The organism is Saccharibacillus alkalitolerans (assembly GCF_011090185.1).
GTDB classification, from domain to species: domain Bacteria; phylum Bacillota; class Bacilli; order Paenibacillales; family Paenibacillaceae; genus Saccharibacillus; species Saccharibacillus alkalitolerans.
On the sequence record NZ_JAAFGS010000002.1, the window covers coordinates 52784 to 67457 of the forward strand.

Below are 14674 nucleotides of genomic sequence, written 5' to 3' on the forward strand. Positions count from 1 at the left end.
GTAATTAGGTTGATTTATTTTCTTCCGCTTTCGAAGCAGTCTTTCCCGTTTGCTCTACCTTAAGCATCTCCGGCCGTTCGTCCAAGTTGAGCCGCGGCCCCTCCTCGGCCTTTGCACGATGTTCGAAAATCCGCATCGCACTCCGAATCGCCGGCGGTATCGGTACGCCCATTTTGCCCATATTTTCCGTAACGCTCAAAAGTTCATTCGCCAGATAGAAGAAAATGACCGCGTTTCGGAATATATGCAGATCGCCAAGTACCAAATCGATTAGGTGGGCAATAGCGATAACGGCAAAGATCGCGACTTTGCGAATGATCTTTTTAAGATTGACCCGACTCCGCAGCCCGCCGCATATCCAATTAGCTGCCCAACTTGTCAGCCCATTCAAGACAATGAGGATCAGAAGTAAACAAATAAGCATTGACAGTCCTCCTATCCGTCCACGGCTACGGCCGCCGCAGCGCTCTATTTAATATTTGACCTCCGGCCTTTTCGATAAGCGTACTTCCGTTTGCACAGAGTGAATTTTCGAATCATCCGACGCCAGGTCTCAAGCGCGGCCCGCAAATATCGGCATCTTATCTTCCAACGCTTTCTTGATCGTCTCGCGCATCTCCTCCTCTCTTCCCACAAGCGTTGGAGCCGCTTCCGTGTGTAGAAAGGCGGCTCCAACGCTTGTAGGCTTCTATTACTTGCTTCGATTCCCTTCATGTCCTCAGGAGTTTCGCGGAGTCGGCTTACGCCGCTGTTCGCACGACAAAAACGGCTGCATCTCCCCGAAGGGCAGCACCCGTTTTCCCGACGCAAACAGCTTCTTTAAGCTTTCGGCGTCCGGTCTCTCGCTCGACTTCCCGATAATACAATCTTACCGCCTTTTTCTCCAAACGAAGAAGGAGAAGCGTCGGATTTATGTCCAATAAAAGGGCGAAAAAAGACGACATTCGGGTGATAAAAAGGACAGCCGCTTGCTTTTGTTCCATAAATACAGCTATGTTGCGGTATACGGAAGCGGCATATTCAAATTCCCTCTTTCCATCCCTATTTCATTCTTGTCAACACTCTTGCCTTATGCTACTATATAGTGTATGTGATTATTGATTATTCTGTGAAGGAGTTGAAAATAGATGAAACAAGGAATCCACCCGGATTACCAACCAGTTGTGTTCATGGACACGAGCACTGGGCACCAGTTCCTGAGCGCCTCGACTCGTAAGTCGAACGAGACGGTTCAATGGGAAGACGGCAACACTTACCCGCTGATCAAAGTGGAAATCACTTCCGATTCGCACCCGTTCTTCACTGGCAAACAGAAGATCCTCGACGCTGGCGGCCAAGTCGAACGCTTCAAAAAGAAATACAACATGTAAGATCAAGTTCGCGCAAGCGGACTTCTACAACCAGGCAGCGGATTACTCCGACGCCTGTTTTTTTTGCTTTTTTACGCAAAAAAAGCCGCGGCTCCCCAAACGGGAATCACGGCTTTTCGTTTTTGATTCTTCTTCCAATATGCGCTTCGTTGATTTTACTCATTCGTCGCCCGCCAATTCGGGATGCGCGATCTTATACAACTCCAGATAGCTCGCTTTTTGCGGCGTGTCTTTGAGCACTTTCCAACCGTCTTCTCCGTTTTGCATCCGAATCGTGCCTTTCATCGGCAGCGGATCACGTCCGCTTGAGAACATAATGTCCAACGTGTAATCGAACGTGATCCGCGTGACCCGTTCATTTTGTTTCTCGAGCTCCTTCAACGTCATTTGCACATGATCGATGGACAGCTCGGAGTCGGTGCTGATGGCCGCTTCGTAAGGCAGGTTGCCGGCCTGATTCTTGAAATAAACCGACAAAAATTCGCTTTCCGCGTACGGAGACAATTCGGCGTGACGTCTTTCGATCCATGTGATCATGTTTTCTCCGTCTTCATCCCTGGATTGAAACTCTCGTTTAAACACATCCAGCTGTTCGTTCGTCACGGTCAGATCTTCGCGTTTGAACGTCTCCGCGACTTCCCGCGCCTGCGATTCGGCTTCTTTTTCCGCCGCCACCACACTCTGCCAATCCGTTTGGCCGCCTAAGGCCGCTCCTCCGGCATTGCTCCCTCCGGATCCCGGAGCATTCTGCGTCTGCCCGGCGATCTGCGTCTGCGCCGCATTCGGCGTTCCGTCCAGCCAACCGGCCGAGTTCGCGCCCCAGACTCCGCCGAATACGACTCCCGCTGCCAATACGGACCCCAATGCGATTCTCCCTTTTCGTTTCGTCGACATTTGCGTATTTGTATGTTCCATGCCCGATTCCTCCTTTATTCTGCGCATCTGCGCAAGCGACGGCTCCGTGCTCATCCGCCCCGGCTCGCTTCTCAGCGCGTCGTACCAATCCGGCCGGCCTTCGCTGCCCGCGCCGTTATTTCGGCTGTCGTCCGGCTCATTGAATCGGCTCATCTGTTTTCCTCCTCGTTCATCATCCGCTCCATCCGGCTGCGCGCCCGCGACAGCCTCGACTTGTACGTGCCTTCCGGAATGCCGAGCATGTCCGCTCCTTCGCGCGCCGTCATGCCGTAGTGCGCTTCCAGCAGCAGCGTTTCGCGCAGCTTGTCCGGAAGCCGGAAGACCAATTCCCATAACCGCCGTTCGCCCGCTTCGGCCAAGTACGCTTTTTCCGCCGAGGCTGCCGCTCCGTCCGGTTCCACCTGCGAAAACGGCAGCACCCGGCGCACGAACGCGGAACGTTTATGATTGATATACGTGTTTCTTGCGATGCGCATCAGCCAGGTCTTGAGCGACGAGTCCCCTCGGAAGCGTTCCAGCCCGCGAATCGCCCGGATAAACGTATCCTGCGTCAAATCGTCGGCGGCAGAGCGGCTGCCCGTCATGAAGAAGAGATATTTCCACACTTCGCCCCAGTGTGTGCGTACGACGGTGTCCGGATCGGCGGCTTCCATGCGTCCTTCCGAACGTTCTCTGATTTTATCCATCTCCTCACCTCTTCTACCCTATTAGACAAGACGGAGCCGGAATCGTTCCCTTTTTCGGCAAAAAATCCGACTTTCATTTTCTTTATTCCGCTCGGCCGGATTTTTTCCTCACTGCTTCCTTGGTCAGCAGATCGCCCAGGGGCAGCAGTCCCGCCGCCGACAGCGTCAGCGCCATTTTGTAAAAAGCGCCGGTCCGCACCTTCACGTACGTATCCTTGCTGATCGGCGGATCGAATACGTGGTTGTACACTTTGTAATCGAACACGTCGTCCTGCTTCATATAACGTTCGCGCATGAGCAGCCGTTCCCGGTCGTTCAGGCGATCGACGATCCGTTCGATGCGTTCGCAATAAGCGGCGCGGGCAGCGGGCATATCGACGTTGTAGACGGCCGCCTGCCCCGTCGAATCGCTGGTCGTGCCCGTAAATCCCGAACGCGTTTCGCTGTAAGAAGACGTAATGCGGGCTTCCCGCTCTTCGAACGTGATCGTTTTGTAAATCCGGTATTTTTCCATGGCTGCCTCGATGGCGGCCTGCGTCTTACGGCGGTCGAGTTTCGGCAGATTCAACGCTTCGTCCATGTCTATCTCTCCTTTTATTGTCTTTTGGCAACAATTAAAGCGAACTTTTTCTGCTATTTTATGGATGTGTTCGTATTTTGTTCGCATTTCCATTTTAACCTTACCATATCGTTTCCAAACTCGTAAAGAGACAATTTGGCGTTTTCTTCCACCCGCGCGAAAAAACCGGCTGTGCGGCGGGCTTTCCGCCTTTTGGCAATATTTTCTCCGCACACATTTACCCGGCACGGGATATTGGGGTATATTAAGTAAGAGATGGAGCGCCGCATGCGCGGCCGGCTAAATTGAGGAAACGAGAAAGGGTGCGCACATGGAAAACCGGTTCGGCAGTTATTTGAGACAGGTTCGCGAACGCAAAGGCTGGAGCATCAACCGCCTGGCCGGAGCGGCGGGCGTCAGCACGTCGCAGATTTCCCGCATCGAGCACGGCCTCCGGGGCGTGCCCAAGCCGCAGACGATCGCCAAGATCGCCCAGGCGCTCGGCGTTCCGTACGAAGAGATGATGAACGAGGCCGGCTACCTGCCCGATGCTCACGACCATTCGGTACCGGATTGGGCCAGCTCGCGCGACAAGCGTGACTTCAAGAAAATGCTGGAAGAAGACGGCGAGTTGATGTTCGACGGCATTCCCCTGGACAAGGAAGACAAGCAGCGCATCAAGGACGTCCTGACCGGCTTGTTCTGGGAAGCGAAGCAGATGAACAAGCGCAGAAGCTGACGGGCGGTTTTCGTCCGATTCGGAATCTTTCCGATCGAACGTACGCCGCAGTCGGCGCCCGATACATTCCGCCAAAGGAGGAAACGGACGGTGGACCCGATGGACAAGCTCGTAACCCGCCTCATTCGCAAGACCCGCACGACCGATCCGTTCGCCATGGCGGAAGCGCTCGGCATCCACATTCGCTATATGGATCTCGGCAAATCGACCAAAGGCCTGTATTACCGTAAGCTGCGACGGCGATTTATCGTCATTAACGAACGGCTGCCCGAAGAATGGCGGAATTTCGTCTGCGCCCACGAACTGGGACACGACCGGCTGCATAAGGGCGTCAATCGCTTCTTTATCGAAGAACATTCGTTTTTCAGCGCGGGCAAGCTGGAACGGCAGGCCAACCGCTTCGCGCTGCTGCTGCTGACGAGCGAGACGGAGCCGATTCCCGGCGAGCCGTTCGAGCGGTTTCTGCTGCGCAGCGGAATTCCCGCGGATTGCGTTTATTTTTTTGCCCGATGATCGAACATACGTTCCAATCGCTGCGTTTTTTTCGGTTCGCGGTTGTTCGACAGGCTTCGTCAAGCCTTTCCGCCGACCGTAGGTCAAATTGACCATTTCCATTTTTTTATATAAAAAGAGTAACGTTCAAGGGCTTTTTTCCGATAATAAAAAAGATGGAACCGGCTTGCGCTGCCATCCAAACCCATTTAGTTGAAGGAGAAGATCATGATCCGACAAAAAAGTGTGATGCGAACCCTGGCCGTCCTGCTGATGATCGCCTCGCTCGCGTTTCCGGCAAAGATGTTTGCCGCCACGGGAGACGTCACCTCGATATCGTTCGACGATGCGACGAAAAAAGAACTGGTCATCGGGCAATCGGCGAAACAGCTGAAGGTCTATGCGACCGTCGAAGGCTCCACCTCCAAAAAAGACGTAACGGCAGCCGCCGCCTGGACTTCCTCCGACGAGGACGTCGCGCAGGTCGTGAAAGGTCTCGTCACGCCGAAGACAAGCGGAGACGCGCTTATTACCGCTACGTACGAAGGCGCCGTCGCGACCATCGAAGTCTCGGCTTCCTATCCTTACACCAAGCTCGCCCTCGAACCTGCCAAAAGCGGTACATATAAACTGGGCGATTCCGAAAAAGAGCTGAAGATCGTCGCCAAAATGACGGGCGGCGACGAAAAAGACGCCGTTACCGACGTCACTTCCCTCGCGACCTGGACCAGCTCCAACACGTCGGCGCTGACCGTCGACGCCGGACAGATTACGCTGGCAGGCAAAGGAACCGCGACGATCACCGCCAAATACAAAGGCTTGAGCGCAACGTATAAGGCGACGGTCGAACTGCCTTACTCGTCCCTGGAGATCCGCGACGACAAAGGCAAAGCTTCCGATCTGGAGCTGCTGATCGGCGACGAAATCAAGCTGAAATCCATTGCTCCGGCTGCCGGAGGCAGCAGCGAGCATGACGTGACGGCCGATGCGACCTGGAGCACGTCCAACGAATCCGTCGTTGCCGTCGACAAAGGCGCGTTGACCGTCGCCGCGGCCGGCAAAGCGACGATTACGGTCCAGTATCTGGGCGTCACTTCCAAAGTCGACGTGTACGTGCGTTCCCCGTACGAGGCGCTGCTGCTGGTTCCTTCGGAATCGGTGACCCTTTTCCTGGGCGAAACGCTCGATCTGAAAGCCGAAGTGCGCGATCGCGCCAATTCGTCGCTTGACGTATCCGCTTCTTCCAAGTGGACGTCGAGCAGCCAGCTTGCCGCTACGGTCGACGGCGGCAAAGTAACGGCCAAGGCAGTAGGCAGCACGACGATCAAAGCCGACTACAGCGGCATCTCCAAAGACGTCAAGGTCGCCGTTTATCCGACGCTGAAGTCGCTGGAGTCCGCCAAAGACGAAACCGAGCTGTACAAAGGCGAATCCGAAGCTCTGCCGAAGATCAGCGGAATCAAGCTGGACAACTCCAAGCTTGATCTGAGCAGCGACGTCAAATGGACTTCCGCCGACGACGAAGTCGTTCATATCGAGAACGGAAAACTGGTCGCCAAATCGGCCGGAACCGTCACCCTGACCGCCTCTCTCCCGGACGTCGCTTCCGTCACTACGCCGTCCGGCGACGTATCGGTACGCGGCAAGACCGTTGAATTCAAAGTTACGGTCAACGAGAAAGTGCTTGTTCTGATCGGTCCCGACGAAACGCTCAGCCTGATCGTCGGCGATACGGACTCTCTGCCGACCGTTAGCGCGGTGTGGGAAGACGGAGAGGAAAAAGACATTTCTTCGCTGGTCAAGTGGACGGTCAGCGGCTCGAACGCCGTGATCAAGACGACCGACAAAGGCCAGGAGATCAAAGGTCTGATCAAAGGTTCCGCGACGCTGAAAGGCACTTACTTGAACAAGTCGATCACCGTCCCGGTAAGAATCGAACAAAAGATCACCAAAATCGTCGTCGAGCCGACTTCGATTCAGCTTAACATCAAGTCCAGCAAGGCGATCAAAGTCACCGGCTATTTCGCGGACGGCTCCAAAGTCTCGCTGGGCAGCAAAGTGGGCTGGGAATCCTCCAATCCGCAGGTCGCCTCCATTACGACTTCTTCCGTGAAGGGCGTCTCGGAAGGCACGGCCAGATTGAGCGGTTCGTATCAGGGCATTCCGCTGACGGTCGACGTCAGCGTCGTGCCGAAGCTCACCAAGCTGACGGTCGACGAAAAATCGCTGAAGCTCGCTCCGGGCGCCGGCAAGACCGTCGTCGTGACGGCTGCCTACGATACCGGAGTAACCGCCAACGTAGCCGCCCAGACGGCTTGGACCAGTTCCAAGCCTTCCGTAGCCACGATCTCGGCTTCCGGCCAAATCTCGGCTGTCGCCGAAGGCCGAGCGACGATCAAAGGCAAGTTCGGAAACAAAACGGTTACCGTTTCGGTAACGGTCAAGAAGTAAGCCAAGCGCAGCGACTGCCTGCGCATCAAGCGGATGCCGCTCCTCGCACGAGGATGCGGCATCCGCTTTTTCGCGTTCTCGCCCGTCCTATTCGGCGCTCCGAGCTCGCCGTTTTGTTCCTTTCTTTTCTCCCCTCAACTCTTTCTTTTCATGAATAATTTGGTTGTTATGGATTCCGTATTGATTAAAATTTTCGGCGTTTCTATTTCTTGAGATTTTTATCACAGCAACCCTTTGTCCGATCTTGCAGGATATGAACGTATGATACAACTCGGGATTCCTCCGGCCATTCGTCCACTCCGGCTTTATTCGTTCCGAATGACGGCGGCGGCAGGCACGACGTTGTTCAAAGGCACTTTTAGGAGGCACAAACGATTATGAAATTAGCCGGAAAAATCACCAGCGCCATTGTATCCCTATTCCTTGTGATCGGGTTGGCCGTCGGCCTGCTCGCGTACCGCGCCGCTTACGGACAAGTCGACGAAGCCGTCGGCATCGAACTCGTCGGCTGCGCCAACATCACGACCGGGCTGGTCGATCCTGCCGACGTCGAAGCGCTCGCGGCGGGCAGCAGCTCCAAGCTCGAACAGATTCAAGACAAGATCGACTGGATTCACGAACACAAGCCGATCTTCAAAGAAGCCTTCATCCTGTCGCTAGACGGAAAAATTTTGGCGGCCGACTCCAATCTCAGGGAGCGCGGATACAAAGCCGGCGATCCCTTTTATTTCTCCGACGAAGATCGTCAAATGGCGGCGACCATGTCCCATGGCGTCTATTCGAAAGTGTATACATACGACGGAGTCGGATTGAAAACGGGATACGGTCCCATTTATTCGGGCGAGGGCAATAACCGGAAAGTCGTCGCGCTTATGGCCATCAACTTCGATTCTTCGATTATTCGGGAGCGTACGCTCTCCGTATTCGAACTCCCGCTGCTGATCGGCGCCCTGCTGCTTACGGCCGCGCTGATCGCCGTATACTTCATTATCCGCCGCATGGTGTCGCCGGTCGTTCGCCTATCCGAACAGACGCGTTTATTGGCCAGGGGAGACCTCACGCTGGAGATGCCCGTTCGCGGCCGGGACGAGACCGCCATGCTCGCCTCCGACTTCAATGCGATGGCCGCCAGTTTCCGCAGCATCTTGACGGAAGTCCGGGACAGCTCGCATCAGGTCGCTGCCGCTTCCGAACAGCTTACGGCCAGCGCGGGGCAGACGGGGCAGGCCGGCGAACGCATTCACGACGTCGCGATGAATCTGGAAGACGAAGCGTCCCTGCAGCGCGCTTCCCTCTCGGAAAGTTCCGAACTGCTGACGCAGATTTCCGTTTTCGCCGAGCAGGTGCTCGGCAGAGTCGAAGACCTTGCGCGCAGCGCTTCGGAATCGGAACGGCATTCCCATACGGCGGGCGGCGACCTGGAACAAGCCGCGCTCCAGATTAACCTGACAAGCGAAGCGCTTGGCGTACTTAAGTCTTCGATCGAAGACATGCGTGCGCACTCCCAAGAAATTCGGCATATTCTGGGCGTGATCACCGAAATTTCGGAAGAGACGCATCTGCTCGCGCTGAACGCAGCCATCGAAGCGGCGCGCGCCGGCGAACACGGCCGGGGATTTGCCGTCGTATCGGACAATATTCGCAAGCTGTCGGAGCGCTCGAGTTCGTCCGTCCGGCAAATTCACGGCATTATCGAATCGACACTGGGACAGATCGAAGCCGCGGCCGGCTCCATGAATTCCGTATCCGCCGCCGCGGACCGCGGAACCCGCACCTTCGCTTCCGCTTCCGAATCGTTCGGCGCGATCCGGAGCGCCTGGTCGGCTTCCAAGACCAATGCCGGCGCGGCCATGACCGACGTCAAGCGCTTGGCCGAAGATGCCGGCTCCGTGGCGCAGCGGATCAAACTCATCTCCTCGATCGCCGACGGTACGTATGAACGGGCACAGCTGTTGGCCGGCTCGTCGGGCGAGCAGCATGCCTCCATGCAGGAGATCCAGGCTTCTTCCGCCATGCTGTCGCATCTGTCCGAGGATTTGTTTACGCTGGTCGGCCGTTTTAAGATCTGAGCGGAGAAAAATCGCCGTTCGGATCGAACAAACCAAAAAAACGCTGCTCTCCTCTCTGCCGGCGCGGCGCCGAAAGAGAGGAAGGCAGCGTTTTGGTTTTGTTGACAGGGTTTCCGCCGTGTCCGGCACTTATCCCAACTGCTTCGCAGCCGACTTCTCCGAGACGGCCAGAAGGTTGGTATCCTCGTTCACGGGACGGAACGTGACGCTGTCGAGCAGCAGGCCGTTGCCTACCGGTTCTCCGTTCACCGTCACCGTGATTTTTTTAAAGTTCGTATTTGTCGTATACATGTCGCTTCACTCCAGTCGATGATTTATAATAAGGGTCCGTCATTCTATGTAAACCAAATTTTTATCCGAAATTGGTGTTTGAACGGGAACTTCGGTACACTAATGACGTACAATTGACGTATGATCTTTTGCATAAAAACGCTGCGTGGTCGCGGCGATCCGCCGCCTGCGCTGATTATGTTTACCCGTTCCGTTCGCTCGTCAAACATTTTCCGCCCCGAGCGGACGTCTGCCGCCCGGTCGGCGTTAACGTACTCGACTTTTTAAATTGAGGTGACCTTTCATCATGAAGCATCGTTTCGCCCGTACTGCCGGCCGGAGCATCGCGGCGGGCCTGCTTACGGCTCTGCTGCTGCTTCCTGCCGGAAACCGGGCCCAGGCCTGGGAACCGTTCGACAATTTCGTCAACGGGCTTGAGATGTTCGGCCAACTGCCAGGCGAGGTCAACGAGCTTCGCCAGGGCTATGAGGAAACCGTAGACCAATTGAATGCGGCCAAAGCCGATATCCAAGGCTATCGCGACGATATGGACGCTTACAAGCAGCAAATCACCCAGCTGAACGAACAAAACGTGCGGCTCGACGAACAAAACCGGCAGCTGCAGCAGACGGTGGCCGCTTTGAATGCCGCGCAAAAAGAACGCGAACGCAGCGCACGGACGATGAAGTTCATCATTTTCATTCTCGTCGGCCTGTTTGTCGGCTATTTCCTGTTGATCCGCGTGCTGCGTCTCGGATTGCGCGGCAGACGTTGATCGGAGGCCTTTTATGAACATTATCCACGAACAATCGGGCGATTCTTTCGGGGCGCAGGCCTACACGTTCGAGCTCGATGTCGGCGATGCCGCCCACGTGCTGCATCCGCAGCAGGTGATCGCCTACCGCGGCGATCCGCGGGGACGCAGCGACCGCCTGCTGGAGATCAGCCGCATGATGCGCAAGCGCAAGCTGATCCGCGCCGATTTCGGCGGCCGCTGTACGTTCACCGCCGTCCTGCCGGCCGGATTCGGCCTGCAGACGCTCGAGCTGGCCGGGGGCAGCGATATGCTGTACGACTTCCGCCAGCTGTTCTTCTATACGGACGGCATCGAGATGAAGAGCAAAATTCTGAAGCTGAAAAATATGCTGATTACCCAGGACGCGATCAAAATGAAATTTTCCGGCGAAGGACAGATCGGCATTATGACGCAGGGAACGGTTTTTCGGGCCGAACTCCACGAAAAGGAACCGCTCTTCGTCAATGCCGGCAGCATCCTCGCCTATCCCGAGAACGCCAGGCTTGATCTCGCCGTTTACGGCAACCACCTCGCGAGCCAGCATATGAACTATCATTGGAAAATGACCGGCCGCGGCCATGTGCTGCTTCAGGCCGGAGGCACGCGCAGCCAGGAACTGCGCGAACATATGGAAGATGACGGATTGGTCAAGCGGATCTTGCGGGAAGCCATCCCTTTCGGCAATGTATTTATTAAATAGCTTTGAAAATCCCCCCGAACAGCCCAAAAAAACCGCCTCCCGCGTACGGGACAAGGCGGTTTTCGCTGTGCAGGCTTCTGCTTCTCGGCTCCTTACTCTGCTTCGTGCTCCATCGTATCCCAAGCCGCGTCGACCAGGTTATCGAACGCTTCGTCGTCGTTCTCGATATGTTCTTCGAAAGCCAGAATTTCTTCCTCCGGCCCCGGCTGTTGAAGGAAATGCAGGCTGTACTCCCAAGCATCCCCGCTTTTGCTGTAGATCGTCAGCTCGTAAGGTTCTTTATGCCCTTCGACCTCGACTTCGACTTTGCCCATGTAGCTCTTGTCTTCCCTGCGCTCCATACGGGCATTCAGGATCTTGATGTTCATTCGCGGCAGTCCCCTCTCTTCGATCTTTCCCGGCGTGCGGGCTTTTGTCTCTTCCGCTCCGGCGAACGCGAACCCGGCTGCGGTCATTTTGCGGCTCCGTCCGGCTTGGTCTATTCCAGCAGGCTCGAAATCGACTGCAGGCGCTGCGATTCGCTCTGCTGCCCGGTTCCGACGCGCGCCGGCTCGGTGCCGCCCGAGCTGCCCTGCATCAAGCCGAGACGGTCGTGCATCCGCTGGTTGATCTCCGTCATGCGGCCGGTCTGTTCCGTCGCCGACTGGATGATCGTGCGATTGGATTGTTCGTACAAATCCATTGCGGTAAACAGGTCGCCCATCGCGCGTTCGACCGCTTCCATCTGCATGGCCGGCTTGCCGAGCAGTTCGTTCGTTTTTTGCGTCGTTTCCTTCAGCATGCGCGAGTTCTCTTCGAACATATTCTGAAGCGTCTGGTTCGCCGTGTTGACCGCTTCGATCGTCTGCATCTGATCCTGCAGCGCCATGGCGATCATCGCGGAGACGGTAATCAAATGCTGCGTCTTGTCGATCGTGGCGTCTACGGAATCGATCAGCTTGTCGTTATTGTCGTTGATGATATCCGCTCCGGCGATCGCCTGCTGATACAGCATGATCATCTCGGTAAACGACTGAATGCGAGTCACGACTTTGCGAAGTCCCCGTTCCAGCGTCGCCTTGCGGCCTTCGTTCTCCGGCTTGGCGATCTCTTCCTCGAACAGCGCTTTTAAGCGGTTGCCCATCGCGATCCGCATCTGAAGATTGTATACTTCTTCGATCGCGGTCCGCTTCAGATTGCGCATATACGCCATATTTTCTTCCAGCGTATCTTTGCCGTTGCGCAGCGAGACGACGATAGCGTCCACGTTCGTCTTGACCGATTGGTACTTGTAAATGTAATTCTTCAGCGGGGTCTTGCGCATGATTTTGTCGATAAAGCCGAGCTGCTTGCTCTTGCTTAACGAGTCGATCTCGGTCCGCAGCCGCAAAATATTGTTGCTGACTTCCGAGCGCTTGCCGGCTACCATATCGTTGACCGGGCGCTGCAGCATTTCCAGCGACTGGCCGGCTTTCTCCATCGTGCGCTGGCCCATCCGTCCGATTTGATCCATCAGTTCGTCGAGCTGCATATTGTCGGTGTTGGCCACTTTTTGGATGACCTGCTTCGCTTCCTGCTCGACTTTATCCACATCGTTTTTTTTCAACTCGACCGCAAGATTCATAGACATAAAGTTTCCTCCTTTTACGGCGTTTCCGCCTTAATCCGAAGTCCGGTAGCGCTGCTGGATCAGATCGATGCGGCTCTGCAGTTCGATCAGGTCGCGGTGCTCGATCGTCTCCACGTAGAGCGACAGCCGGGAATTGATGTCCTTGATGGCGTCCAGCAGCAGCCTGCGGTTTTTGCGTTTCGCTTCGCCGCTGAGCTTCAGGAACGGATTGATCGCTCCGTTGAGATCCTTGAACACCAGGCGCTGAATGTTATGGTTGATCTTGCTGTCGTTCAATTCTTTGAGCTGCGGAATCAGACGGGACAGGCGGGCCAGCAGCGACGTCGTCTTTTCGACGATCTCGTCGTCGAGCGCGTTTTTCTGTCCTTCGGAAATGATCAACTCTTCGATGACCGAGATATATTCGTGAACCGGGTCCCACAGCTCGTCCGGCTCCGCCGCGGGCTTGGCCGGGGCCGCTGCCGGCTTAGCCGGAGCCGCCGCCGGCGCGGCGGGAGGATTCGCGGCCGCGGAGGCCGCCTGCCGGCGTTCCTGTTCGCGGCGCGCGGCCTCTTCTTCGCGCAGACGGCGCTGCACCGCCTCGTCGACCGCCGGGATGCCCGTGCGTCTGCCGCTCGGAGGTAGAATCTCGGGCTGCGGCTGGGACGAGACATCGATCGGGGCCGGCTGCGGCGGCTGCTTCGGCTTTCTGCGCTTGAACGCTCCGATGCTGAGCAGCACCGCGCCTCCCGGAATCAATATCGAGATCTCTTCGGGCAAAAATCCCTGAGTCACAACCGCGACCGCATAACCCGCGATAAGGGCCGTAATGGGCAGCCCGAAACGTTTGATATAATCGATCATGCCTTAACACCTCCAGCTTGATGGCCGAGCATAAACCGCTCCGCCCGCAGCGCTTCAGAGGCCGGTCACTTCCGCCTCGCTGCGAATACGGTCCAATCTCACGGCCTGCTCCACGTAACTTGCCTTGATGCCGAACTCCGGCTCCGGCGGACGGCACTCCTCGCCGAACGCCGCCTTGACGGCGAAATACGGAAAATTGACGCCGGACAAGCAGGTAATATACAGACCGCCGGACATGCGCGGGTTGATTTCGAGCAGCTTGGGAACACCTTTATTGTACTTCACCTGCACGTTAAAAGCATAGGGAATGCGGCAATTTTCCGCGATCCGGCGCGACAGCGCCAGCAGCTCTTCGGAACGCTCCAAATGATAGACTCGCCCTTCCGACTTGCGCCGGGGGACGGCCGTCAGCAGATTGCCCGCGGCATCCGCCAGACAGTCGATGCTGTATTCTTCGCCTTCGAGCAGCTCCATGACCATCAGATCGTCGAAGCTTTCGGCGGACGACAGCGTTCGGTAGGCTTCTTCGTACGTCGTTTCGAGCGTTACCCATCCGTACAGTTCCTGCAGCGGATCGCCGGCTTCTTCCTTGATGATCCGGAAGCCCATGCCGCCTTCCGCTTCGGTCGGCTTGAAGCACACCTTTTGGCCGGCCGCCCTCAGTTCCCGATAAGCCTGCGCGAACTCCCCTGCCGTGCGAACGACCCGGTAGTCCGGAATATCGACGATCCCCCGCCCTTCGAGCGAACGATAAAATTTTTCCTTGTTCATCATGTTTTCCAGCAGTTCCAGATCGCCGCAGACCATAACCCGCGTGCCGATCGCCTCAAAACGGCCGATATGACGGGCGATCAATTCCATATGCAGGCGGGGAATGAACAGATCGATCCCGTGCCTGCGGCAGAAGTCGAGACAGAATTCGATATAATCTTCGCCCTCGGCCTGCGGTTCGGTCTCTTTGACGTCGCAGGCGCTTAAGGAAGCGTGGTCGATATTGGGATGCGTACCGTAAAACTCGAACCCTTCCCCGTCTTCGTTGTCGCGGATCAAGTTTACGTAATGGTAAGCGACGGAGAACCAGCGGTTCAACCATATTTTTCTCATCGTTCATCTTCCTCTTCGGCGTTTTGAACTAACAGGTCCGGCGGAATTACGGTGTATTACGTGTCAAAAGG

16 protein-coding genes are annotated in these 14674 nt (G+C 56.1%); 7 read left to right on the forward strand and 9 right to left on the reverse strand.

The window, feature by feature from the left end; all coding sequences use genetic code 11:
• Nucleotides 1-4 precede the first annotated feature (4 nt).
• Entirely contained in the window at nucleotides 5-472 is a 468-nt protein-coding gene (locus tag GYN08_RS05925; protein ID WP_328802913.1) for a phage holin family protein, read from the reverse strand.
• Between the two features lie 655 nt (nucleotides 473-1127).
• Here GYN08_RS05925 and GYN08_RS05930 point away from each other — a divergent pair.
• Entirely contained in the window at nucleotides 1128-1370 is a 243-nt protein-coding gene (locus GYN08_RS05930) for a type B 50S ribosomal protein L31 (protein WP_166273186.1), read from the forward strand.
• 159 nt (nucleotides 1371-1529) lie between these two features.
• Here the strand turns inward: GYN08_RS05930 and GYN08_RS05935 are convergent, their stop codons facing one another.
• From GYN08_RS05935 to GYN08_RS05945, 3 genes are all read right to left on the reverse strand, one after another.
• Nucleotides 1530-2438: a hypothetical protein gene (locus GYN08_RS05935; RefSeq protein WP_166273187.1), complete on the reverse strand. Its 909-nt coding sequence runs from the start codon at nucleotides 2436-2438 to the stop codon at nucleotides 1530-1532.
• Entirely contained in the window at nucleotides 2435-2971 is a 537-nt protein-coding gene (locus tag GYN08_RS05940) for an RNA polymerase sigma factor (protein WP_166273188.1), read from the reverse strand. The genes GYN08_RS05935 and GYN08_RS05940 overlap by 4 nt, the downstream gene beginning before the upstream one ends.
• An 82-nt stretch (nucleotides 2972-3053) precedes the next feature.
• On the reverse strand, nucleotides 3054-3551 hold the full coding sequence (locus tag GYN08_RS05945) for an ArpU family phage packaging/lysis transcriptional regulator (RefSeq protein WP_206023635.1): 498 nt from the start codon (nucleotides 3549-3551) through the stop codon (nucleotides 3054-3056).
• Nucleotides 3552-3861: 310 nt separating this feature from the next.
• Here GYN08_RS05945 and GYN08_RS05950 point away from each other — a divergent pair, with 310 nt between their 5' ends.
• The 4 genes from GYN08_RS05950 to GYN08_RS05965 all read left to right on the forward strand — a co-directional run bounded on the left by GYN08_RS05950 (nucleotide 3862) and on the right by GYN08_RS05965 (nucleotide 9281).
• On the forward strand, nucleotides 3862-4269 hold the full coding sequence (locus GYN08_RS05950) for a helix-turn-helix domain-containing protein (protein WP_166273189.1): 408 nt from the start codon (nucleotides 3862-3864) through the stop codon (nucleotides 4267-4269).
• 99 nt (nucleotides 4270-4368) lie between these two features.
• Complete coding sequence (locus GYN08_RS05955; protein WP_166273793.1) at nucleotides 4369-4782, forward strand: ImmA/IrrE family metallo-endopeptidase; 414 nt, start codon at nucleotides 4369-4371, stop codon at nucleotides 4780-4782.
• 207 nt (nucleotides 4783-4989) lie between these two features.
• Nucleotides 4990-7212 (forward strand): Ig-like domain-containing protein, encoded by a 2223-nt coding sequence (locus GYN08_RS05960; RefSeq protein WP_166273190.1) that lies wholly within the window; start codon nucleotides 4990-4992, stop codon nucleotides 7210-7212.
• Nucleotides 7213-7589: 377 nt separating this feature from the next.
• Nucleotides 7590-9281: a methyl-accepting chemotaxis protein gene (locus tag GYN08_RS05965; RefSeq protein WP_166273191.1), complete on the forward strand. Its 1692-nt coding sequence runs from the start codon at nucleotides 7590-7592 to the stop codon at nucleotides 9279-9281.
• A 129-nt stretch (nucleotides 9282-9410) separates the two neighbouring features.
• Here the strand turns inward: GYN08_RS05965 and GYN08_RS05970 are convergent, their stop codons facing one another.
• A complete protein-coding gene (locus GYN08_RS05970; protein WP_166273192.1) occupies nucleotides 9411-9572 on the reverse strand; it encodes a hypothetical protein in 162 nt (53 codons plus the stop codon).
• 286 nt (nucleotides 9573-9858) lie between these two features.
• Between GYN08_RS05970 and GYN08_RS05975 the strand changes: the two genes are divergently transcribed.
• Both GYN08_RS05975 and GYN08_RS05980 read left to right on the forward strand, forming a co-directional pair.
• Nucleotides 9859-10326 (forward strand): hypothetical protein, encoded by a 468-nt coding sequence (locus GYN08_RS05975; protein WP_166273193.1) that lies wholly within the window; start codon nucleotides 9859-9861, stop codon nucleotides 10324-10326.
• 13 nt (nucleotides 10327-10339) lie between these two features.
• Nucleotides 10340-11047, forward strand: coding sequence for an AIM24 family protein (locus tag GYN08_RS05980; protein WP_166273194.1), 708 nt, complete (start codon nucleotides 10340-10342; stop codon nucleotides 11045-11047).
• A 92-nt stretch (nucleotides 11048-11139) separates the two neighbouring features.
• Here GYN08_RS05980 and GYN08_RS05985 read toward each other — a convergent pair whose 3' ends face one another.
• The 4 genes from GYN08_RS05985 to GYN08_RS06000 all read right to left on the reverse strand — a co-directional run bounded on the left by GYN08_RS05985 (nucleotide 11140) and on the right by GYN08_RS06000 (nucleotide 14603).
• Entirely contained in the window at nucleotides 11140-11415 is a 276-nt protein-coding gene (locus GYN08_RS05985; protein WP_166273195.1) for a hypothetical protein, read from the reverse strand.
• A gap of 110 nt (nucleotides 11416-11525) precedes the next feature.
• The gene (locus GYN08_RS05990; RefSeq protein WP_166273196.1) at nucleotides 11526-12656 is read right to left on the reverse strand and encodes a toxic anion resistance protein; all 1131 of its coding nucleotides are present in this window, start codon (nucleotides 12654-12656) and stop codon (nucleotides 11526-11528) included.
• A gap of 30 nt (nucleotides 12657-12686) precedes the next feature.
• A complete protein-coding gene (locus GYN08_RS23465; protein ID WP_206023636.1) occupies nucleotides 12687-13499 on the reverse strand; it encodes a hypothetical protein in 813 nt (270 codons plus the stop codon).
• Nucleotides 13500-13553: 54 nt separating this feature from the next.
• Nucleotides 13554-14603, reverse strand: coding sequence for an ATP-grasp domain-containing protein (locus GYN08_RS06000; protein WP_166273197.1), 1050 nt, complete (start codon nucleotides 14601-14603; stop codon nucleotides 13554-13556).
• Nucleotides 14604-14674 lie beyond the last annotated feature (71 nt).

Bases quoted from the DNA above. Each gene is read 5' to 3' on its own strand.
- GYN08_RS05930 (WP_166273186.1), top strand. From the start codon at position 1,128: ATGAAACAAGGAATCCACCCGGATTACCAACCAGTTGTGTTCATGGAC.
- GYN08_RS05935 (WP_166273187.1), bottom strand. From the start codon at position 2,438: ATGAGCCGATTCAATGAGCCGGACGACAGCCGAAATAACGGCGCGGGC.
- GYN08_RS05940 (WP_166273188.1), bottom strand. From the start codon at position 2,971: ATGGATAAAATCAGAGAACGTTCGGAAGGACGCATGGAAGCCGCCGAT.
- GYN08_RS05945 (WP_206023635.1), bottom strand. From the start codon at position 3,551: ATGGACGAAGCGTTGAATCTGCCGAAACTCGACCGCCGTAAGACGCAG.
- GYN08_RS05950 (WP_166273189.1), top strand. From the start codon at position 3,862: ATGGAAAACCGGTTCGGCAGTTATTTGAGACAGGTTCGCGAACGCAAA.
- GYN08_RS05955 (WP_166273793.1), top strand. From the start codon at position 4,369: ATGGACAAGCTCGTAACCCGCCTCATTCGCAAGACCCGCACGACCGAT.
- GYN08_RS05960 (WP_166273190.1), top strand. From the start codon at position 4,990: ATGATCCGACAAAAAAGTGTGATGCGAACCCTGGCCGTCCTGCTGATG.
- GYN08_RS05965 (WP_166273191.1), top strand. From the start codon at position 7,590: ATGAAATTAGCCGGAAAAATCACCAGCGCCATTGTATCCCTATTCCTT.
- GYN08_RS05970 (WP_166273192.1), bottom strand. From the start codon at position 9,572: ATGTATACGACAAATACGAACTTTAAAAAAATCACGGTGACGGTGAAC.
- GYN08_RS05975 (WP_166273193.1), top strand. From the start codon at position 9,859: ATGAAGCATCGTTTCGCCCGTACTGCCGGCCGGAGCATCGCGGCGGGC.
- GYN08_RS05980 (WP_166273194.1), top strand. From the start codon at position 10,340: ATGAACATTATCCACGAACAATCGGGCGATTCTTTCGGGGCGCAGGCC.
- GYN08_RS05985 (WP_166273195.1), bottom strand. From the start codon at position 11,415: ATGAACATCAAGATCCTGAATGCCCGTATGGAGCGCAGGGAAGACAAG.
- GYN08_RS05990 (WP_166273196.1), bottom strand. From the start codon at position 12,656: ATGTCTATGAATCTTGCGGTCGAGTTGAAAAAAAACGATGTGGATAAA.
- GYN08_RS23465 (WP_206023636.1), bottom strand. From the start codon at position 13,499: ATGATCGATTATATCAAACGTTTCGGGCTGCCCATTACGGCCCTTATC.
- GYN08_RS06000 (WP_166273197.1), bottom strand. From the start codon at position 14,603: ATGAGAAAAATATGGTTGAACCGCTGGTTCTCCGTCGCTTACCATTAC.